We start from the raw sequence: 20,443 nt of genomic DNA on the forward strand, positions 1-20,443 counted from the left end.
TCGCAAAGTCCCTCCGGGTATGACCACGACCACACTACAACTGTGGGGCATAGGCTAAAGCGAAATCACCCAAGAGCAGCAATAAAAAACGGCTGCCTCCACGCTAGGAAGCAGCCGTTTCGCTGATAGAATCTAAAGAATCTTAAGCCACGGGCTGAGGCTTCGTGCTGCGAGCTGCTGGTGCTTCGCTGGCCGTTTCTTCCGTCTCGACCACCGCGCCGCCTTTGCCGCCGCGCTGCCGTAGGCTCAGGCCGAAGCCAATGGCCATGAGCAGCGTGCCGCTCCAGAGCAGGTTAATGAAGGGCTTTTCCATGGCCTTGAGAATGACGTAATCCTTTTGGGTGGTGCTCACACCAAAGGTGAATTTGCCAGCCACGGGGTCGATGGCGTTGAGGCTGAGGCGCACGCCCAGGTCTTCCACTTCGTCGGGCACGCGGCCTACCATGCGGTTGCGCACCACAAACACGGGGTGGGCGTGGTACTGGCGCTTTTCGCCGTGCACAATCATATCGGCTTGCAGGGCGAGGTCGCCTTTCTGCAGGTTGAGGCCGGCGGTTTCATGGGCCGGCTCAATGGCGCGGAACACAGCAAAGTAGTCGTTCAGGAAAATGGTGTCGCCCACGGCCAGCATGGTTTCCTTGGGCTCGCTCCACGGCTTTTCCTTGCGCGGGTCAAGCACCGAGCTCACGTGCGTGTAGATGTCGTGGCCCCAGAACTTCTTGATGGCCGGCGAGGCCAGGAGTCCGTTGCCCATCTCCTCGTTCACCTGGGCGCGGGGGTAGAGCGCAAACTGCTCGCCCGACTTCACATCCTTGTAATTGATGCGATAGTAGGTGTTCTCGGGCATGATGTTCACCGTATCGCCAGTCTTGTAGTAGGTCTTGCCTTGGCTGACGATGGGCGCGCGGGCCAGGGCCTTGTACTCGTCATCGGTGCGGTAAAGCAACTGCTTGTCTACGTAGCCGGGCACGCCGGGTACCTCGAAGAACTGGCCGGTGTAGGTGAGCTGGTAGCCCTGCATGGGCGTGGTTTCGTTGCGCCACAGCAGTACGTTGTCGCGGTTCAGGTCCTCGTCGAATTCCCGCGAATAGAGCAGGCCCGACACGTTGCGCGAAATGATGTTGGAGTAGCCCGCCGAGGCCAAAATGCCCAGCAGCATGAGCGCAATGCCCAGGTGAGCCACTGCGCCGCCCGACAGCCGCACCCCACGCCGCAGCAGCGTGAAGATGGTGCCGAAGTTGGCCAGCACGCCAAACAGGCCCGCCAGCGTGAGAACTATATAAGTGGGCGAAATGGTGAGGCCATTGTAGCGCACCAGCAGCACCACCAACGCCGTGCCCAGCAGCGTGAGCAGGGTAGGAGCCGTCAGCGAGTTCACCACCGTTTCCTTGGTGTTGCGCTGCCACCACATAATTTGGGCCACGCCCGAAAGCAAGGCCACTCCTACGCCCATCCAGAGCTGCATTTTGGAGTAGTGCGCAATTTGGTCGGCGGGCAGGGCCACGTTGGTTTTAATGCCCAGTAAGCCCATGAAGGAGTTATACACCGGAATGCTGGTGGTGAACAGCACCTGGAACGCGCCCAGGCACAGCACCGTAGCGCCCACAAACACCCACAGCTCGGGGTTGTAGCCGTTCAGCTCTTTCTCCGAAATCGGAATCTGCTTCCAGCGCGAAATCAGCAGCGCCACAGCCAGCACCGTGAAGGCGGCCATGTAGATAAATAGCTGCCCCGACAGGCCCAAGTCCGTGAACGAGTGCACCGACGAGTTGCCGAGCACGCCGCTCCGGGTGAGGAAGGTGGCGTACAGAATGAGTACGAACGTGGCCACCACCAGCGCAAACGCGGTGCGCAGGCCCATGCGGCGCTTCTGCCACAGCACCATGCCGTGCAGCGAGGCCACCAGCACCAGCCACGGGATGTACACGGCGTTTTCCACCGGGTCCCAGTTCCAGTAGCCGCCGAAGTTCAAGGTTTCGTAGGCCCAGTAAGCGCCCATCATCACGCCCACGCCCAGCACGCCGCCGCCAACAAGCGTCCACGGCAGAGCGGGTTTTACCCAAGAGGTTAGCTCCTTTTTCCAAAGGGCCGCAATGGCGAAGGCAAACGGCACCAGCGTGAGCGCAAAGCCCAGGAACAGCGTGGGCGGGTGAATCACCATCCAGTAGTTCTGCAGCAGGGCGTTGAGGCCCGTGCCGTCTTTGGGCACAAAGTCGGGGTTCATCTTGAAGACCGGCAAGTCGGTCATGAAATCGCGCAGCAGGATGAACGGCGACGAGCCTATTTTGACGCCGCCGAGCACCACGCCCAGAATCATGCTCACCAAAAACAGCTGCACGCCGCTGAATACGGCCATCACGGGCGCCTCCCACTTGCGGTTGAAGCGCATGATGCACAGGCCCAGCACCACGTGCCAGAAAATCCAGAGCAGGAAGCTGCCTTCCTGACCTTCCCAAAAACACGAAATCATGTACTCCACCGGCAGGTGGTTGGAGCTGTGGCTCCAGGCGTAATAATATTCGTAGCGGTGGGCGTGGATGATGTTGAACAAGCACCCCACCACGACCATGACCGCCGCGCCGTGCACGAAAAACGCGCCCCGCGCAATGCGCATCCAGCTGGCATCGGTGTCGCCCAGCGCCCGGCCGCGCGTGGCTTGGAAGTAGCCGTACGCCGCCACCAGCGCCGCCGCAAACGCCACGATGACGCTCAAATGGCCGATGTTTCCAATTAATAAGTTCATAAGCAACAAGTAAAAATCAGGCGGTGGCCGCTGTGATGGCCACGCTGGGGCGCACCACTTCGTAGCGGTTTAAAATGCGCGGGTGAAACGACGCGGGCAGCAGGGCCCAGTCGTGCACATCCACAAAAATGGGGAGGTTGCTGTCCGTCAGCGCCTCGCGGAATCGGCTGAGCAGGCCCACCGGCAGAGCAGTCAGGTCGGGTCCGCGCAGCACGAGGTCGAGGTCGCTGCCCTCGTGGTTGTTCCCGTTCACGCGGCTGCCGTAGGCCCACACGGCCACCGCCGGGGGCAGGTGCCGCGCAATGAGCTCGTGCACTACAGCGAAGTCTTTGGGGCGTAAGGTGAGCATGGGGTCAGGCTTGTTTGCGCAACGTGGTCAGTACCGCGTGAGTGTCAGCGATAAACAAAGGCAGGGTGTTTATGATTTGTTCGGCAAACTGCATCCCGTACTCGTGCGCTGACGTGTTGCGGTTGTCGCGGTGCAGCAGCCACCGGTCCACTTCATCAAGGCTAAGTAAACCGTGCTGCGCCGCCAGCCGCAGGATGTGTTTGAAGGGCAGGTTATTTAATTCGCTGGTCGACGTAACGTATTCGCGCAGCACTTTGCGCAGCAGCTTTACCACGATTTCCAGTATCAGTTCAAATTCCTTCACACAAGCCGCTCTGAACAGGTCGTGGTCGTCATCGGCCGGGCTGGTTACAACCAATCTGCCATGCGCACGCTCCAGCGTAGCCAAGCAGCGTTCCAGAGCGGTTGTATCGAGCGTGTTCATGAAGCGGGATGCAGAAAACTCAACTGAATAAATCGTCGTTCGCCGAAGCGAAAAGGCAAATTTACCGCTGCGCCGCCAGAGGTGGCAGTGCTAATAACAGCTTGTCGGTGAAAAAGTGACCGCGCGGCGGGTGACAGGTGATTTCAACGGCAATTTTTTCTAGGCCGGCCTCTTGCCACCGGCGCACCGCCAGCTGGTTTTGGCGCCGGTTGGCCGTTTGGTTGATGAGCTGCCGAGCTAGCAGCACCCGCCCATTGGCCGGGTCGGTGATGACGACGGAAAGGCGGGCGTTGGTAGGGTATTTGCGTAGCGGCAGCTCCACCATCGCAGCGGCAGGAGCCGTGCCCGGCAGGGCGGCTGCCTCGCCGTACCCGTACCACCACTGCCGCAAGCGGACAGGAGCAGGACCCGCTTCGCTCGCAGCCGTCACCACTTGGTAATCGTAAATGCCGGGGCCCGGCAGGGTGTCGGTAGCCGTGTAGGCAGTGGTGGGCTTGCCGTAGGTATCGCGGCGCACCGGCACCAGCTGCACTTCGCTGCTTCGGTACTGGTGCACCTCGCGCCGCAACACCCGGAAGGAAGGAGCAGCTGCCAACGAGTCGGGCAGCGTCCACTGCAGCTCAACCACGTGGCTGGCAGTGGGCAGCACGCGGGTAGGGTTAGGCGGAAAGTAGCTAACCGGCATGCCCACCGCCGAGCGGCTCACTTGCAAAGAGAACTGGCAAAAGTCTTTCAAGTAGCCGTCCACGTTCAGCAAATACGGCTGGCCGGCGCGCAGCGAATCGAGCGTGACAAACACGTCGTCTTGGTTGCCCAGCGATGTGCAGCTCAGCACGCGGTAGGTAGCCGTCTGGCAGGGCGTACCCGTGAGCACCACCAGTTGCACGCCACGCACGTCGCGGCATTTTTGCCCGCCGATGTTGACAAAATACCGGCCCGCCGCCTGCGGGGTGAACTCAAACCATTGGTCGTTGTGGTATTCGATGCACTTGCCGGTCAGGCGCTCGTCCACGCAATTGCGCTGCACCGTGCAGCCCGTGGTGGTAGATGTTATTACTTCTTCGGCTTTGATGACCCGCCGGTTTTCAATGTTGTCGTTGGCAACCTGGGCCGTGGCGGCCGGCACCAGCGCCGCCAGCATCAGCACCTGGAAGAGCACGCAGTGCCAGAAGCGAAATATCGTTTCGGGAACCAGTGGCCTTATCAGGTGCGTGCTTGTCAATGATTAGTTGATGGAAGCCGTGGCCCCGTCCAAGTCCTTTTTCACGTATTTGCTGGGGCACTTCAGCAAAATGTTGTCGGCCATGAAGACGTTGCCTTTCATGCTGCCGGTGATAACCACTTGCTCGGAAGAGTCGAAATCTTGAGGCTTGGGGTTATTGTATACCACGCGCTGGGCCACTTTCAGGGTGTCAATCAGCGTGAAGGCAAAATAGTTGGGGTCTTTCATGGGGTCGTACTCCAAGCCCAAGGGGCGCTTCTGCCCATCGCGCAGCAGCTTGCCTACTACGTGCACCTTGGTGGTGTTGCCCTCGGCGGCGCGCTGCCGGGCCTCGCCGAAACCTACGTACACGCTGGCATCGGCAGTGGTGCTGAGGATGATGGCGGCGGCCACCGCAATGATGGCCATGATGAAAATGTGCGACTTCTTCATATCAACTAGGTAACAGCGTAAACGGGGGCAGGGTGCCCGATTATTTCTTTATTTCTTGCTCCAGCCGGCTCACTTTGCGGTCGAGCATAATGAGGTAAGCCAGCAAGCCCGCCACGATGACCACCACCACGGCCACCACCACGTAGATTTTGCCGTTGGCGCGCAGGTTGTCGGCCATCTCGGGCTCCGTGGCGGCTTGGGCGAAGGCGCGGGGGGCACTGAGCAAGCAGGTCGTCAGCAGCAGGAGCAGGGCCGCGAAGCGCGGCGAGAACTTAATTTTCATCGTGTTTCAATTTCAGGAAAGCAAAGCGGCTGCTAACCTGGGTAAGCCAGAAGGCAAACAAAATCCAACCAAGAACGGCGGGGTAAAACACCTGCCGCATGGTGTTGTCGAGGTCGTACTGGCTGAAGCCGGGGTTGCCGGTCTGGCCGGGGTGCAACGACGGACCGCTCAGGCGCGGCAAAATGAACAGCAAGGGAATGACCGCCGCGAAGGCAAAAATGTTGTAGATGGCCGAGACGCGGGCCCGCTGCTGCTCGTCGCGGAAGGAGCCGCGCAGCACCAGGTAGGCGCCGTAGATGAGCATGGCCACGGCCGCCCCGTTCAGGCGCGGGTCGGGCGTCCACCAGGCACCCCAGGTGAACTTGGCCCACACGCTGCCAGTAGCCAAGCCGAGCATGCCCAGCACAATGCCGGTTTTGGCCGCCTCATGAGCCAGCACATCCAGCCGCTCGCTGGGCGCGCGCAAGTAGCGAACGGAATACCACACCGACACCAGCAGCACCATAATCATCGAAAACCACATCGGCACGTGGAAAAACAGGTTCCGAATGCTTTCGTTCACGATGGGCAGCCGCGGCACCGAAATCAGAATGCCCACCGCCGACGCCCCAAGCAGGAGCAGTACCGTGAGGGCCTTCCACACCAGCCCGGGCGTGCGCTGCTCGATGAGCCGCTGCCCGCCCCACACGCCCGCCACCGTCATGGCCACGCCCGATATACTGCCGATGATTGCTGCTGTACTCATAATGTATTTAGTAATAATAAATTAGCCGCGCCATAAAAAAGGGAACAGCAGGTACGACGTGGCGCCCACTATCATGTTGAGGGCCACCAGCGTGAGCACCGAGCCTTGGCTCACGCTCCAATCCAGGCCATCCAGTGCGTTTTTGCTCACCTTAATGAGCAGCAGGAGCATGGGCACCATCACCGGGAAGCCAAGCACGGCCATGAGGGTAGCCCCGTTGCCACCGGCCTTCGCCGCAATGCCCGACACCAGCGTGAGCGTGGTGGCAAACCCCACGGCGCCCAGCAGCAGGTTGCCCACAAACAGCGGCCCGTCCTGAATGGGGTTGCCGAGGAACACCGTGTAGAGAAACAGGCCCAGCAGCGCCACCACCGACAGGAGGAGGGCGTTATAGAGCATCTTGGCCAGAATGATGGCCTGGGGCCGCACCAGCGTATAGTAATAGAGCCGTTGCCCGGCACTTTCCTGCATGAACCCCTTCGCTACCGCGTTGATGGCCGCAAACAGCAGGATAACCCACAGCAGCGCGTTCCAGGCTGGGGCCGGGGGCACGCCGCCGCGCAAACTGAAGCTCAAAAAGCACACAAACACCGTGCTGCCCACGTACAGCAACAGCCCGCCCAGCGCCGCGCGCTGCCGCCATTCGAGGCGGAAGTCTTTGGCTAACAAGGTGGAAATTTCGCGGAGCAGCGCCACAGGCTAAGGGTTGGTTTCAGGCCGCAAAGATACGACCGAACCCGCCCGGGACGGATGAATAACCAGCAGTAAAGTCCAGCCTCGGGAGGGCTACGCACCCACCTCAAACAACAGCGCCACCGGAGCATCTCCGGTGGCGCTGAGTGAAAGCTTGGTAACTGCGGTTAGAAGTCGTAACCCAGCGTGAAATAGAACTTCGGGCCGCTCACCTGTTCGTCTCGTTGGCCCCAGGCCACGTCGGCTTTGCCGTAAAAGCCCAGCAAGGTGGTGCGGGCGCCCACGCCGTAGCCAATGAGGAAGGGGTTGCGAAAGTTGACCACCGTGGCCGAGAAAAAGTTGCCGGGCGGAAATTTGACTTGCGTATTCGAGGAATTGTCGGTGCCAAAAGGAGAACTGCCCGAGTATGCCGTGCCCGCATCGGCAAAGCCGGTAAGCTGCAGGTTGCGGAAGAAGCCGGAATAAATGGGCTTTCGAGCAAAATATTGCACAATGGGAATGCGCAGCTCGCTATTGAACAGCACATAACGCGGGCCCTGACGAACTCCGTAGTCGAATCCCCGCAGGTTGGTAACAAATTCCTGATTGAATACTTGGTCGGGCGCATCGTAGGTGATGTTGTCCGGGCCCCTTGCGAAGCGAGGGCCTTCGTAGTCTGCATTCAGCCAGTTGTCCATGCCGCCGATGCGGAAAATTTGCGCCCGGGGGCCAAAAAACTGCCCGTAGCTGGCCCGGTTGGCCCACACGATGGAACGGCTTATTTTCTGGTAGTGCCGCAAGTCAACCACGAACTTGCCGTAGTTCAGGTTGCTGTTGTTTATGCCGCTCATGTTGAGCACGCTGGCTTTCAGGCGGGTGCCCGTCACCATGTTCACGCCCGTGGCAACGCTGTTGTCAAAAACAATCTCGCCGTTGTAGCCGATGTAATTTTCACTCTGGTCAAACACGGTGGAAGCATCGCCCAGGCGGGTACGGGAAATGTTGACGAAGCGGGGGCCGCCGCGCACGCTCAGGTTGTGCGTGAGCGGGTAGGCAATGTTGGGGGCTATTTCGTGGCGGCCGTAGCGGTAGCGTTCAGTGCCAATATCGAAGAAGTAGGCTTGCTTTTGGTAAGCCACGCCCCAGTCGTAGCGCTTGGTGAGGTTGGTGTACGCCGCCCGGATGTTGCTGGTGCGCAGGTCGAACAGGCCGAACAAGCTGGCGTCGATGCGCTGGTTTTCAAGCACATCGGTCAGCGCTGCTTTGAACTGCAAGCCGAGGCCCAGCAGCGGGTCCACGTACAGGGCCGTCGACACGTTGTCGGCCATAAAGCGCGTGTCGTAGCGGAAAGGACCCGTCAGAGGCGGTGCGGCGGCCTGGGCCTGCGCCTGAGCGGCGGCGGCGTTGGAAGCCGCGGTGGGCGTGAGGCGCCGGCGCTTAGCGGCTGACGCCTGCACCGGCTCATCCTCTTCAAACTGGTAGTCGCTGGTGTTCACCGTGCCGCTGGTTTTGGCAGGTTCGGTTGGGGCCGCAGGCGTGCCAACGGCGGGAGCCGTTGCAGTCGAGTCGGGGGGTACGGGCGTGGGAGTGGTGGCCACGCGGCCAGCCGCCGTGGTATCTGGTATGACTTGGGCCGGAGCGGGGGCGGGCGCTGGCTTGGGAGCAGCGGTGCGGGGCGCTGGCGCCACGGAACGGTCCTCCAGGGTTTGCTGGCGGGCCGTTTTGGTGAGGGGCAGGGCCGTGGGCAGCGGATAGGTGGGGTACACGTACAGGATGTCGCGGGCCTGAGCCGGAGCCACAAACACCAAGGCCGAGGTCAGGGGGCTGTAGTCGAAGTCCTGCGTGTTGGGCAGCCAGTTCGACAGCAGGGTGCGTTCCTTGGTCTTGATGTTGTAGCGGTACATCGCCCGCACGCCGCTTTCTTCGCCCAGGTACATGATTTCGTCGTCGGAAATGGCCCGGGGCCGCGTCTCGTTCGAGATGGTGCTCACCAGCGTCTCCACCGGGGTAGTGCGCCCGTCCAGCTGATACACAAACAGGTCGTAGTTATTCACCACGTTCTGGAACGTGGCCGGCCGGGCCTGGCCCGTCGAGTCGAGGTAGCGGTTCGAGCTGAACACAACGCCCTGCCCGCCCGGTAAGAACACGGGCTGCACATCGTCAAACAAGTCGTTGGTGAGCTGTTCGGCTTTGCGGCTGCCGGCGCGCAGCAGGTAGATGTCGTTCTGGCCGTTGCGCACGGCGCTGTAGACCAATGCCTTGCCATCGGGCGAGTAACTCATGCTCAGCACCTGGTCGTAGTCGGCAAACAGCGAGGCTGGCCGCGAAAACCGAATGGCCTCGCGCACCCGGCGTACCAAGCCGCGGCCGTCGGCGTCGCGGAGGCGCAGCACGCTTTCGCCGCGGCTCATCTCCGCCACGGCCACCTGCGAGTTGCCGCGCCACGCCAGGACGGGCAGGCGGGTTTCAATCTGTTGGTCAGGCGTTTTGTGGCCGCCGCGGCTCAGAATGCGGCGGCGCGAGCCGTCGCGGTTCATCACCATCACGCGGTAGCGGCCGCCTTCGTTCTGGGCGTAGGCCACCAGTTGGCCGTTGGGGCTCACCACCGGCTGCGAGAACACGTCGGCGTGGCGGTTGCGGCCGCTCTGGCGGAATTGCTTGTCGGGCTCCACCAGCGTGGCCACGGGCTGGCCGTTGAGCTCGCGGTAGTACGCCAGCCAGTCTTTCAAAAACACCTTAAACGGCACGTTCAACGACGAGCTGATGCCCACTTCCACGTCGCGCGTGATGCGCGTCAGGTTCAGAATGTTCTGGATGGTGGTGTAGCCGTAGCGCTCGGCCACGTAGTTCCAGATGCTCTGGCCGGCCAGCGTGGAGTTGCGCAGGAAAAAGGGCGCCGTGCGGTTGCCGGTGGGGTGCTGCTTGCTCATGTCGCGCATGAAGCCGTCCATGTCCACGCTCCAGCCCTCGGCCGCGTAGGCCGAAGCCCCGCCAATGAACCAGTCGGGCAGCTGGAGCAAGTAGCTGCTTTGCAGCACTTCCTTGAGTGAGCCGCCGTACATCATGTCGTTGAGCAGCACCTCGGTAATCTGGGTGCTGAGCACGCGCTTGAACTCGGTTTCCTGGCCGGTGAAGGCAATTTGCACCTTGCTCATGCGGGCCAGCGGGGTTTCGCCGCCGTTTATCTGCTGCTGCGTGGCCGTGAGGCCGATGTTGCTCTGCCGCAGGTCGCCCACCGAGTTGTAGAGCAGCATGGTGGTTTTGGAGTAGGGGTAGTACCCAATCAGCGCGGTAATGCGCTGCAGCTCCTTTTCTGCGTATTCGGCCGCGCGCCGCGCGCTGGCTTCGCCGCCGTCGTAGTACAGCACGTTGAAATTCTGGGTGCTAAACTGCTGCCAACGGAACTGCTTGTACTGAATGCGCACCCGCCCGAACGGCTCCTGCGCCGTTTGGGCTTGGACCGTGGGCGAGCCCAGCACCGGCAACAGCAACGCCAGAGCCCCCAGCGCGCGTTTCGTGAATAGTGAAATGGTCATAGAGAGGCAACGAGCAAAGACGAAAACAAATCGGCAGTAAGGCTACAAGGTTGGGCGCGCGGCAAAAAGTTCGGCCCTCCCGCGGTACTGTACTAAAGGCAATTAACGAGCAAAGGTTGCAGCCGCGTATGCCGGCAGCCGCAAACGAATGCGCACCGCCGCCGAGGCCGTACCAATAGTACTCAAATTACGCCAACTGGCCGCAACGCGTTGTATCGTTCTACACTCACGTCGGGCCAAATTTCGTCCTGGCCCTCAAGGAAATCGGCCAGCAGCACGGCCAATCGGGGCGCCAGCATCACGCCTTTAGAGCCATAGCCCCCGCAGAAGCTCAGGGCCGGCACGGTAGGGTGGGGGCCCAGCAGCGGTCGGCGGTCGCGCACGGCGGGCCGCACGCCGGCGCGCTGCTCGCGCACCGCAAACGGCAAGTCGGTGATGACGGTGAGGCGGGCGGCCAGTTCCTCGCGCCCCACCGCCGTGGGCCCATCCGCAAACGGCGGCCACCGGTACGTGGCGCCCACGCGAAACTTTCCGTCGCCCACGGGCACCACGTAGGCCCCGCGGTTGAGCACCTGCGCCGCGCTAAGCCCGGCGCAGTCCACGTCGAGCACCTCGCCCTGGTTGGGCGTGAGGGGCAGCCAGCTGAAGTACGGGTTGCGCACCGCCGCCGCGCCCTCGCAGCAGACGACGTGCCGCGCCCGCACTTGTCCGGCGTAGACGGCTTCGCCAGAGCTGTTATCAAGCTGGTTCCAGTCGAACGCTTCGCGGCGCAGCCAGCCGTCGCGGGTGCCCTCGGCAGTCAGCGCAGCCAGCAGCTCGCGTACGGCCACGTGCCCGCCGTGCTGCAGCCAAGCCCCGCCAAATGGGGCGTGCACGCCCACTAAGCCAGGGTCGGCGGTGGCAAAACCGGCCACGAAGTCGCCCCAGGGGCGGTCGACGCTGCGGGCCAGCACGGAGTTTTGCTCCTCCAGCGAGGCAAATACTTTTAAAATCGGGGTTTCAAAGAAGAAGGCTTGCTCGTAGCGCTGCTCCAGCTCGCGGTAAAACGTGCCCGCAAACGGCAGCAGCTCAGCCGCGCGCCAGCTCAGGGCGAAGCGTTTGCCGGCCACCGGGTTCATGAGGCCGGCCGCCACGTTGGAGGCCGAGTTGGGCTGGCCAGGGTCGTACACCAGCACGCGGTGGCCCCGCTGGCGCAGCACGTAGGCCAGCGTGGCGCCCGCAATCCCGTGGCCAACTACGAGGAAGTCACAGTCCGTCATGCCGGGCAAGGTAAGGACGCTGCGCTTAATGAGGAAGGACTATTTGCTCAATCTAGAAGAATGAAAAATTATTCAAAAAGTCAGACCAAGCGAGGCTGGAGCTTCTTACGTGGTGGAATGATTCGCGGCCGTTCCGCAGCGCGTTGGTGGCACCGCTCATCCACACGCTCAATCGTGAAAGAGTGGTGGTGGCAAATGGGATGCTCTGGCTGCGCTGGGCGGGACCATCCCCGTCCAGCTAATTCTTCATTGTTCACTCCTCATTCGTCATTAAGCAAAGCGTCCTTACCTTTCCGCCTTGCTCAGCTACCCCCGTTTGTATGACCGTCGTCGGATTCACTTTCAACGCTTTTTCCGAAAATACCTACCTGCTGATTGACGACGCCACCCGGCAATGCGCGGTGGTGGACCCCGGCTGCTACGCCCCCGCCGAGCAGCAGGCCTTGCAACAGTACATCACCACCAACAACTTGCGGGTGACGCTGCTCCTCAATACCCACGCCCACATCGACCACGTCCTCGGTAACCAGTTTGTGCTGGACACTTGGCCCGGCACACCCTTTCTGCTGCACCGCTTCGACTTGCCCACCCTGCGGGCCGTGCCCACCTATGCCGGCAGCTATGGCTTCCCGCAGTACCAGCCCGCCGAACCCACCGGCGAGCTGGTGGCCGGCCAGCCCGTGCACATCGGCGGAACTGAGTTGGAAGTGCGCTTCACGCCCGGTCACGCGCCCGGCCACGTGGTGTTCTATCACGCGCCCACGGCCACCGTCATCGGGGGCGACGTGCTGTTTCAGCGCAGCATTGGCCGGACGGATTTGCCGGGCGGCAACCACGCCGAGCTGCTGCACAGCATTGCGCACGAGCTGATGACCTTGCCCGACGAGACGGTGGTGTACCCCGGCCACGGGCCCGCCACCACCGTGGGCGAAGAGCGGCGCGAAAATCCTTTTCTCAATTAACAATTGACATTTATCAGTCAACAGCTCATCCAACCGCGCAGCGGCGCCGGGTGATGCTGCGACATGAGATATGACGAAGTGGTTGATTGTTACCTGTTAACTGTTAATTGTTTAAATGAAAAGACACCTGCCCAACGCCATTACCTGCCTCAATTTGTTGTGCGGTTGCTTGGCCCTCACGCACATATTTGCCGGGCGGCTGGAGATGGGCGCCTACTTTGTGGCCTTTGCCGCCCTGGCCGATTTTGCCGACGGCCTGCTGGCCCGGGCCCTGCGCGTGTCGTCGGCCATCGGCAAAGACCTGGACTCGCTGGCCGACATGGTGTCGTTTGGGGTGGTGCCGGGCGCTATTTTCTTCGAGCTGCTGCTTCGCGGCGCGGGGCCGGGCGGGCTGCCCGAGTGGGTGCCGTATGCCGGCTTTGTGGTCAGCATCTTTTCGGCCCTGCGGCTGGCCAAATTCAACAACGACACCCGCCAAACCACGTCCTTCATTGGGCTGCCCACGCCGGCGTGCACACTGGTGGTGGCCTCGCTGCCGCTCATCCTCGCGCACGACCAATACGGGCTGGCTTCCGTCATCCTGCATCCCGGCTTGCTGCTGGGACTCACCGTCTTACTGTCGGGCTTGCTCATTGCGGAACTCCCGCTCTTTGCCCTGAAATTTAAGACCCTGCGATGGGCCGATAACCGCCGCCGCTTTTTATTTTTGTTGTTGGCGGCAGGATTATTGCTAGCCTTGCGGGCGGCGGCCGTGCCGCTGGTAGTATTGCTCTACGTGCTGCTGTCGGTACCCAAAACGGCGGCGCGCTAAACACTTCGATATAGCCACCACAATAAATAGGTTAGTTGGTTGTTAAGAAGCAGCTATGGGTGAACCTGCGGCCTCGCTGGGCTGTTGCGAGACCACTCACTGCCGGCCGGCCTTCAGTCCAGTGCAAAACTCCGCGTGTATGCGTCCATTTTTTCTCTTTGTTGCGTTTGCAGGACTGATTTTGGGGGCTACTCCGGCGCGTTCGCAGGGAGGCGGGACGGCCACGGCCCACGGCGTCATCAGGTGGGGCGGCTATGCGGAAGTGCCCACGCTGAGCCCACGCAAGCAAAAAGTGCCCACCTTCGAGGAAGCGCACCAGGCCTATGAGGACCAGGTGGGTTGGTTCAGCCTGCGCCTGAATGGTGGCGCGAGCCAGGGCGAGCTAGCAAACCTGGTGTACGAGCCCTTCCCGGCCGCCGACGCCAAGCTGTTCAACGTGAGCAAGCTGCCGGCCGGCCCCGAGCCCCAACTGACTTCCGGCGTCGAGATGAAGCGCGTGGTGACGCACCTCAGCGTGCGCCCGGTACGCCGCAGCCCCCAAACCGGCCAGCCCGAACGCCTGGTTTCGTTCGACTACAACTACTCGCCCACCGCTGGCGCCGTGGCGGCCCGAAACACGGCCACCACGGCGCACGTCTACGCCCAACACTCCGAGTTGGCCACCGGCGAATGGTTTAAGATGGGCGTGGCCGAAAGCGGCATCTACAAGCTCGACAAGGCCACGCTGCGCACCATGGGGCTCAACGTACAAGGCCTCAACCCCAATAACCTGCGCATCTACGGCAACGCCATGGGCGTGCTGCCCCAGGCCAACGCCGTAACCCGGCCCGACGACATAGCCGAAAACAACGTGCTGTTTGTGAGCAGCAACAACAACAACGTTTTCGACGACGACGAATACTTCCTGTTCTACTCGCCCGGGGCGCACACCTGGGAGGCGCAGGGCGGCTTGTTCCGGCACCGCAACAACATCTACACCGACACGACTTATTATTTCGTCACCGTGAAGGGCACGGCGGGCCGGCGGGTGCCCATAGCTGCTGCCCTCGCCGCCACGCCAACTACTCCCAACGTTACGACGTTCAACTACCGCGCTTTCCACGAGTACGACCTCATCAATATGCTCAATAAATACGGACCAGCAGGGGCTGGTTCGGGGCGTAATTGGCTGGGAGAAACCTTTGGTAACGGCGAACGGAAAGAAGTTGAGTTTGCTAACATTCCCGACCTGCTGCCCAATATTCCGGTGCGCGTGACTGCTTCGCTAGTGGCCCGCTCGGACAATCCCAGTTCTTTTCAGCTGACGTTGAATGGGGTATCATTGGGGTCCCAGGGGCTGGACGCCCGGCCAAACTATGATTTTGGCGCAGTTGCTACCGTTAATACTTCTACTAAGCAGGCGGCGCTTCCCAACCCTGGTACGGAGTTGAAAGTGGGACTAACCTTTGCCAGCACCGACCCCATCAGCAGCGGCTATCTCGACTACCTCGAAATCAACGCCCAGCGGCAGCTGCGCTTTAGCGGCTCCCAGCTGGAGTTTCGCACGTTGGCCAACATCGGCCCCGCAGCCCTGAACCGATACGTGCTGGACAACGCCACCGCGGGCGTGGTGGTGTGGGACGTCACCAATCCGCGCCGCCCGGTGGCTCGGCCCCTCAATGCGGGCAGCTTTGTGGCGCCGGCCGACACGGTGCGCGAGTTTGTGGCCTTCCAACCCACCGGGACTTTCAAAGCTCCCCGCTACTTCGGCCGGGTGCAAAACCAGGACCTGCACGCCCTGAACAGCAACCCCGGCGCGCTGCTCGATTTGGTGATTGTGACCTATCCGGCTTTCAAAGGGCAAGCCTTGCGCCTGGCCAACCACCGCATCAGCCGCGACAACATTCGGGCGGCCGTGGTGACCACCGCCGAAGTGTATAACGAGTACGGCTCGGGCGGGCAGGACGTGACGGCCATTCGCGACCTGATGCGGCAGCTGTATTCGCGCGACAACCGGACGAGTGGCAAGCCCCTGCAACTGCTGCTGTTCGGCGATGCGTCGTATGACTACAAGTCCGACTACTACAACCCGCCGCCCCAAGACGCCTTGTGGCCCGCGTGGTGGAGGACGCGGGTGCCGTTCAAAAACGACGGGGACTTCGACAAATTCAACCAGAACTTCGTGCCGACTTATCAGTCGCGCGAGTCGCTGGCGCCGTTCTACGGCGGTGCTTTTGGGCAGGCCTCCTATGCCTCCGATGATTACTACGCCTTGCTCGACGACAACGAAGGCGAGTGGGACGAGCAGCGGCCCGGCACCGAGCTGCTCGACATTGGGGTGGGCCGGCTGCCCGTTCGCACGCCCAAAGGCAAGCCCACCGATTCGGAGCAAGCCAAAGTGGTGGTCGACAAGATTATCAGCTACGACGCGACGGCGGGATATGGCAAGTGGCGCAACCGCATTACGCTGGTGTCGGACGATGGCAACGGGGACCTGTTTGTAGGGCAAGGCTCCGAACCAATTGCCCGGACAATTCAGCGCGATTACCCGGCCTACAACGTGCACAAGGTGTACCTGGACTTGTACCCCCAGCAAAGCGTAGCGGCGGGCCAACGGTCGCCTGGCGCCAGCCGGGCCATCGACCAGTCGGTGGAGCAAGGCTCGCTGATTGTGAACTATCTGGGCCACGGGGGCCCAAAGGGCTGGACCGACGAGCAGATTATCACCAATGAGTCGGTGCTGGGGCTGCGCAACCCCAACAACCTCACGTTCTTCACCACCGGCACCTGCGATTTTAGCACCTACGACAACCCCGACTTCACCTCGGCCGGTGAGCAAGCCCTGACGGACAATGCTACCGGCGGCGCCGTGGGCCTCTTCACCACCACCCGGGTGGTAGACGCCGGCCAGAATGCCGGGCTGAACCAGGCCTACATCAACCGGGTGCTGCGCCCCATCAACGGGGCCATGCCCAACATTGGTACGGTGGTGATGCTCAGCAAAAACGACTACCCTGGCGCCGGCCAGCCGGGCGTCATCAACAACCGCAACTACGTGCTGCTGGCCGACCCGAGCATGACGCTGGCCTATCCCAACCAGTCGGTGGTACTCGACAGCGTGAACCAGCGTGTGAACAATGCTTGGGAGCCGGCCGACACCCTGCGGGCATTGGCCCGGGTGCGGCTGCGCGGGCGCTTGCTGAACAATGGCACCCTGAACGCCAACTTTACCGGCCGCGCCCAGGTCACGATTTTCGACAAGCCGACGACCGTGATGACCCTTGGCGACGAGGCGAGCAAAAGCGCTGCCGACGCCCCGCGGCCGGTGGTCATTCAGGAAAGCGTTATTTACGGCGGTCAGGCCGAAGTGAAAAACGGCGAGTTCAACCTGACCTTTGTGGTGCCGAAAGACATCAACTACAACGCCGGCCTGGGCAAAATCAGCTTGTATGCCTACGACGGTACCCGCCGGGTAGACGCCCAGGGCTACCAGTTTAAGCCGGTGGGCGGCGCCGCCCGCGGGGTGCCATTGGACAGCATTCCGCCAGTCATCAACTTGTTCATGGACAGTGAGTCGTTTGCGTTTGGCGGCCTGACCGGGCAAAATACCACGCTGCTCGCTAAGCTCACCGACGAGAGCGGCATCAATACCACAGGCACGGGCATTGGCCACGACATTACGGCCGTGCTCGACAACGACCCCAGCAAGCTGTTGGTACTGAACGAGAGCTACGTGTCGGAGGTGGGCGACTTCCGCTCGGGCCGGGTCAACAATCTTTTCAAAGACCTGCCGACCGGGCCGCACTCGCTCACGTTGAAGGCCTGGGATACGTACAACAACTCGGCCGAGCGGCAAATTGAGTTCGTGGTGGCCAACGACGAAAAGCTGGCCCTGAGCCACGTACTGAACTACCCCAATCCGTTTGCCAACTCCACTACGTTCTTCTTCGAACACAACCAGGGCGGCGCCGAGCCCGGCACCCTGGACGTGCAAGTGCAGATATTTACCGTAGCCGGCCATTTGGTGCGCACCCTCACCGCCACGGTGCCCACGTCCGACGTGCAGCAGCGCAGCATCACCTGGAACGGCCGCGACGAATTCAATGACCAACTCGCCCGCGGTGTGTACGTGTACCGCCTCAGCGTGCGGTCGCCGCAAAAAGGGACGACGGCTTCGAAGTACGAAAAACTCGTCATTCTCAATTAATTCGATTCTATTTGCGCCCGGAGCCGCGCATGGCTCTCTTTCTCCTTCTATGCAACCTCTCTCTTCCCGTTCGCGCTGGGCGCTGCTCGCCGGTTCGTTAGCCGTGTCGACCGCGGCTCACGCCCAACGTCCCCAAGACCCCCGGACCATCACCACGGCCGTGCCCGTGCTCACGCTGGCGCCGGATGCTCGCTCGTCCTCGCTCGGCGATGCCGGGGTTGCTACTTCGCCCGATGCCAACTCGTCGTACTTCAACCCTGGCAAGCTGGGGTTTGTGCCCTACAAGTACGCGGCGTCGCTCAACTACTCGCCGTGGCTGCGCAACATCACCGACGACATGAGCATTTCCTACCTTTCCGGCTACGGCAAGATTGGGCAGCGCTCGGCGCTGGGCGTGTCAATGATGTATTTTGATTTGGGCACCATCGACTACCGCGACGCCGACAACCGGCCGTATGGCACCTTTAGCCCCAAAGAGTACACCCTTGCAGTGTCGTACGGCCAGCAACTGACCGACAACTTTGGGGTGGGCGTGACGGCCCGCTACATCCGCTCCAACTTGGTTGGGGCCATCAACGGCAACGATGCCCGGCCTGGCCAAGCTGCGGCGGTGGACTTGGGCGCTTACTATTCCAAAGACGCCACCATCGGCACGGGCCTCTACAACCTGGCTTTTGGCGGGTCGGTCACAAACATCGGCAACAAGATTACTTACGTCGACCCCAACAATCCCAGCTTCCTGCCCACTACGTTGAAGCTGGGCACGGCCATCACCCGCGAGATTGACCAGTACAATAAAATTACGTTGGTGTTCGACGCTTCGAAGCTGCTGGTGCCCTCGCCATACTACGAGGACGCCCCGGCCAACGAACTTCAGCCTGCAACCACCGCGCGCCTTGCGCGCATTCGTCAGAGAAACCAGGAGCGCAACGACCAAAACATTGTGAGTGGCATCTTCTCCTCGTTCGGCGACGCGCCGGGCGGGTTCAAAGAAGAGCTGCGCGAAATCAACCTTTCGGGTGGTTTGGAGTACAATTACAACGACCTGCTCTACGCCCGCGGCGGATACTTCTACGAAGCCCCCGACAAAGGCGACCGCCAGTACGTGAGCCTGGGCCTAGGCGTGCGTTACCAGGTATTCGGCATCGACGGCACCTACCTGGTGCCCACCGGCGACGGCTCCCAAAACAACCCCCTGGCTCAAACCATCCGGGTGTCGCTGCACTTCAACCTCAACAAGCTGGCCGACGCTTTTGAAGAAAGCGGCGTCGGTGGCACCAGCGGCGAAACGCCCACCAACTAATCCGGTTGTCTGGGCTGCGCACCGCGGCCCAAGAACGTCATGCTGAGCGCAGTCGAAGCATCTCGCCCGTAGTAGTAATCATTTACTATCACGGGCGAGATGCTTCGACTGCGCTCAGCATGACGTTGTTTTTAACTGGCTTTGCTCCGGCACAGCGCCTTACCTCATCACTCTCATCACTGCATTTCCATATGCTCGACCGCACCGTCGCTCCCCCCGTTCAGCCGCTGGCCCGCGTGACCCTGCCAGCGGCCAACGTTACCACCCTTCCCAGCGGCGCCCGCCTGCACGTGCTGGCCAACGATGCCCAACCCGTGGTGCGCCTGCAACTGGTCTTCCGGGCCGGCAAAACCGTGGAGCCCCGCCCCGGCCTGGCATCCCTTACTGCCCGCATGCTGTTGGAGGGCACCACCACCCGCACTGCCCGTCAGATTGCCGATGAAGTGGCCTTTTACGGTGCTTCGTTGGAGTGCGACGCGGGCTTCGACCGCTCCACCCTGACGCTGTATTGCCTCACCCGGCACCTCCCCGTACTGCTGCCCCTGGTGACCGATGTGCCGGCCAATCCTGCCTTCCCCGAAGCGGAGTTGCAGCAGCTGAAAACCCGCACCATTCAAAACGTAAGCGTCGAACGTCAGAAAACCAGTTTCCTGGCTTCGGAGCGGTTCAATGAGTTGCTTTTTGGGGCCGATACCGCGTATGGCCGGCCCTTCGACGCCGATACCTACCAAGCCCTCACCGCTGCCGAGGCGCAAGCGTTTCACCACGCTGCTTATGCGCTGAGCAATGCCGAAATTTTCTTGTGCGGCGACGTCGCCGCTGAGCAGGCTTTGGTGGCTACTGCCTTCGGTACGCCTTTGACAAACGGGCAGCCCACGAAGCAGGCGGTGGCTAGCGAGTCGGCAAATGCCAGCGTGGTATCCGGGCCCGACCGGGTGGCGGTGCCGGGCAGCTTGCAGGCTTCCATCCGCATGGGCCGTTTGTGGCCCGGCCTCACCCACCCCGACACGCACCGGCTCAAGCTGTTGGTGAACGTGTTTGGCGGGTATTTTGGCTCGCGCCTGATGCGCAACATTCGTGAAGACAAGGGCTTGACCTACGGCATTTACGCTAGCGTGGCCCCGCGCGAGCACGGCAGCTCGTTAGTCATCGGCACCGACGTGAAAGGCGAAAGTGCCGACTTTGCGGTGAGCGAAATCCAGATGGAAATGCGCCGCCTGCAGGAAGAACTCATTCCGGCCGAGGAGTTGGAAACGGTAAAGAACTACATCTTGGGCAAGTTTGCCAACGAGATATCCACGGTGTTCGAGCAGTGCGACAAGTACAAAAACCTCGTGTTCTTGGACTTGCCGGCTGACTACTACACCCAATTCGTGCAGCAAACCGAAGCCGTTGATGCAGAGACGCTGCGCCAACTAGCCCAGCATTACCTCGACCCGAATGCGATGCAAATAGTCATTGCTGGCCCAGCCGATTAAGGCACAAAGAATTATAATAACTAAGGAGCTGTTTAGCA

15 protein-coding genes are annotated in these 20,443 nt (G+C 61.5%); 5 read left to right on the top strand and 10 right to left on the bottom strand.

All coding sequences use genetic code 11. The features are described 5' to 3' along the window. Nucleotides 1-142: 142 nt before the first annotated feature. From ccsA (VF629_RS13020) to VF629_RS13065, 10 genes are all read right to left on the bottom strand, one after another. The gene (ccsA, locus tag VF629_RS13020; RefSeq protein WP_331058919.1) at nt 143-2,743 is read right to left on the bottom strand and encodes a cytochrome c biogenesis protein CcsA; all 2,601 of its coding nucleotides are present in this window, start codon (nt 2,741-2,743) and stop codon (nt 143-145) included. Nucleotides 2,744-2,759: 16 nt separating this feature from the next. Then, nucleotides 2,760-3,092: a nucleotidyltransferase domain-containing protein gene (locus tag VF629_RS13025; RefSeq protein WP_331058920.1), complete on the bottom strand. Its 333-nt coding sequence runs from the start codon at nt 3,090-3,092 to the stop codon at nt 2,760-2,762. Between the two features lie 4 nt (nt 3,093-3,096). After that, complete coding sequence (locus tag VF629_RS13030) at nt 3,097-3,516, bottom strand: nucleotidyltransferase substrate binding protein (protein ID WP_331058921.1); 420 nt, start codon at nt 3,514-3,516, stop codon at nt 3,097-3,099. A gap of 61 nt (nt 3,517-3,577) precedes the next feature. Continuing rightward, complete coding sequence (locus VF629_RS13035; protein WP_331058922.1) at nt 3,578-4,738, bottom strand: hypothetical protein; 1,161 nt, start codon at nt 4,736-4,738, stop codon at nt 3,578-3,580. 3 nt (nt 4,739-4,741) lie between these two features. Further along, complete coding sequence (locus VF629_RS13040; protein ID WP_331058923.1) at nt 4,742-5,170, bottom strand: cytochrome c maturation protein CcmE; 429 nt, start codon at nt 5,168-5,170, stop codon at nt 4,742-4,744. Between the two features lie 40 nt (nt 5,171-5,210). Further along, nucleotides 5,211-5,453, bottom strand: a complete 243-nt coding sequence (locus VF629_RS13045; protein ID WP_331058924.1) for a CcmD family protein — start codon at nt 5,451-5,453, stop codon at nt 5,211-5,213. Continuing rightward, the gene (gene ccsA, locus VF629_RS13050; RefSeq protein ID WP_331058925.1) at nt 5,443-6,198 is read right to left on the bottom strand and encodes a cytochrome c biogenesis protein CcsA; all 756 of its coding nucleotides are present in this window, start codon (nt 6,196-6,198) and stop codon (nt 5,443-5,445) included. Before ccsA (VF629_RS13050) ends, VF629_RS13045 begins: the two co-directional genes overlap by 11 nt. Nucleotides 6,199-6,219: 21 nt before the next feature. Continuing rightward, a complete protein-coding gene (locus tag VF629_RS13055; protein WP_331058945.1) occupies nt 6,220-6,888 on the bottom strand; it encodes an ABC transporter permease in 669 nt (222 codons plus the stop codon). Between the two features lie 170 nt (nt 6,889-7,058). After that, nucleotides 7,059-10,406: a hypothetical protein gene (locus VF629_RS13060; RefSeq protein WP_331058926.1), complete on the bottom strand. Its 3,348-nt coding sequence runs from the start codon at nt 10,404-10,406 to the stop codon at nt 7,059-7,061. Between the two features lie 182 nt (nt 10,407-10,588). Next, nucleotides 10,589-11,665: an FAD-binding oxidoreductase gene (locus VF629_RS13065; protein ID WP_331058927.1), complete on the bottom strand. Its 1,077-nt coding sequence runs from the start codon at nt 11,663-11,665 to the stop codon at nt 10,589-10,591. A gap of 320 nt (nt 11,666-11,985) precedes the next feature. On the opposite strand from VF629_RS13065, the gene VF629_RS13070 reads away from it, so the two are divergent. The 5 genes from VF629_RS13070 to VF629_RS13090 all read left to right on the top strand — a co-directional run bounded on the left by VF629_RS13070 (nt 11,986) and on the right by VF629_RS13090 (nt 20,405). Beyond that, nucleotides 11,986-12,627 carry an MBL fold metallo-hydrolase gene (locus tag VF629_RS13070; protein WP_331058928.1) on the top strand — a complete coding sequence of 214 codons (642 nt, stop codon included), beginning with the start codon at nt 11,986-11,988 and terminating at the stop codon, nt 12,625-12,627. 115 nt (nt 12,628-12,742) lie between these two features. Then, nucleotides 12,743-13,438, top strand: coding sequence for a CDP-alcohol phosphatidyltransferase family protein (locus tag VF629_RS13075; RefSeq protein WP_331058929.1), 696 nt, complete (start codon nt 12,743-12,745; stop codon nt 13,436-13,438). A 139-nt stretch (nt 13,439-13,577) separates the two neighbouring features. Further along, the gene (porU, locus tag VF629_RS13080; RefSeq protein WP_331058930.1) at nt 13,578-17,624 is read left to right on the top strand and encodes a type IX secretion system sortase PorU; all 4,047 of its coding nucleotides are present in this window, start codon (nt 13,578-13,580) and stop codon (nt 17,622-17,624) included. A 49-nt stretch (nt 17,625-17,673) separates the two neighbouring features. After that, the gene (gene porV, locus VF629_RS13085) at nt 17,674-18,927 is read left to right on the top strand and encodes a type IX secretion system outer membrane channel protein PorV (protein ID WP_331058931.1); all 1,254 of its coding nucleotides are present in this window, start codon (nt 17,674-17,676) and stop codon (nt 18,925-18,927) included. Nucleotides 18,928-19,118: 191 nt separating this feature from the next. Beyond that, on the top strand, nt 19,119-20,405 hold the full coding sequence (locus tag VF629_RS13090; RefSeq protein WP_331058932.1) for a pitrilysin family protein: 1,287 nt from the start codon (nt 19,119-19,121) through the stop codon (nt 20,403-20,405). Nucleotides 20,406-20,443 lie beyond the last annotated feature (38 nt).

It is taken from the genome of Hymenobacter sp. (genome assembly GCF_036388155.1).
Lineage (GTDB): Bacteria > Bacteroidota > Bacteroidia > Cytophagales > Hymenobacteraceae > Hymenobacter.

Excerpts from the sequence above, each read along its gene's own strand:
- VF629_RS13025 (WP_331058920.1), bottom strand. The coding sequence starts at position 3,092 with ATGCTCACCTTACGCCCCAAAGACTTCGCTGTAGTGCACGAGCTCATT.
- VF629_RS13060 (WP_331058926.1), bottom strand. The coding sequence starts at position 10,406 with ATGACCATTTCACTATTCACGAAACGCGCGCTGGGGGCTCTGGCGTTG.
- VF629_RS13045 (WP_331058924.1), bottom strand. The coding sequence starts at position 5,453 with ATGAAAATTAAGTTCTCGCCGCGCTTCGCGGCCCTGCTCCTGCTGCTG.
- ccsA (WP_331058919.1), bottom strand. The coding sequence starts at position 2,743 with ATGAACTTATTAATTGGAAACATCGGCCATTTGAGCGTCATCGTGGCG.
- VF629_RS13070 (WP_331058928.1), top strand. The coding sequence starts at position 11,986 with ATGACCGTCGTCGGATTCACTTTCAACGCTTTTTCCGAAAATACCTAC.
- VF629_RS13040 (WP_331058923.1), bottom strand. The coding sequence starts at position 5,170 with ATGAAGAAGTCGCACATTTTCATCATGGCCATCATTGCGGTGGCCGCC.
- VF629_RS13090 (WP_331058932.1), top strand. The coding sequence starts at position 19,119 with ATGCTCGACCGCACCGTCGCTCCCCCCGTTCAGCCGCTGGCCCGCGTG.
- VF629_RS13065 (WP_331058927.1), bottom strand. The coding sequence starts at position 11,665 with ATGACGGACTGTGACTTCCTCGTAGTTGGCCACGGGATTGCGGGCGCC.
- porU (WP_331058930.1), top strand. The coding sequence starts at position 13,578 with ATGCGTCCATTTTTTCTCTTTGTTGCGTTTGCAGGACTGATTTTGGGG.
- ccsA (WP_331058925.1), bottom strand. The coding sequence starts at position 6,198 with ATGAGTACAGCAGCAATCATCGGCAGTATATCGGGCGTGGCCATGACG.
- VF629_RS13030 (WP_331058921.1), bottom strand. The coding sequence starts at position 3,516 with ATGAACACGCTCGATACAACCGCTCTGGAACGCTGCTTGGCTACGCTG.
- porV (WP_331058931.1), top strand. The coding sequence starts at position 17,674 with ATGCAACCTCTCTCTTCCCGTTCGCGCTGGGCGCTGCTCGCCGGTTCG.
- VF629_RS13075 (WP_331058929.1), top strand. The coding sequence starts at position 12,743 with ATGAAAAGACACCTGCCCAACGCCATTACCTGCCTCAATTTGTTGTGC.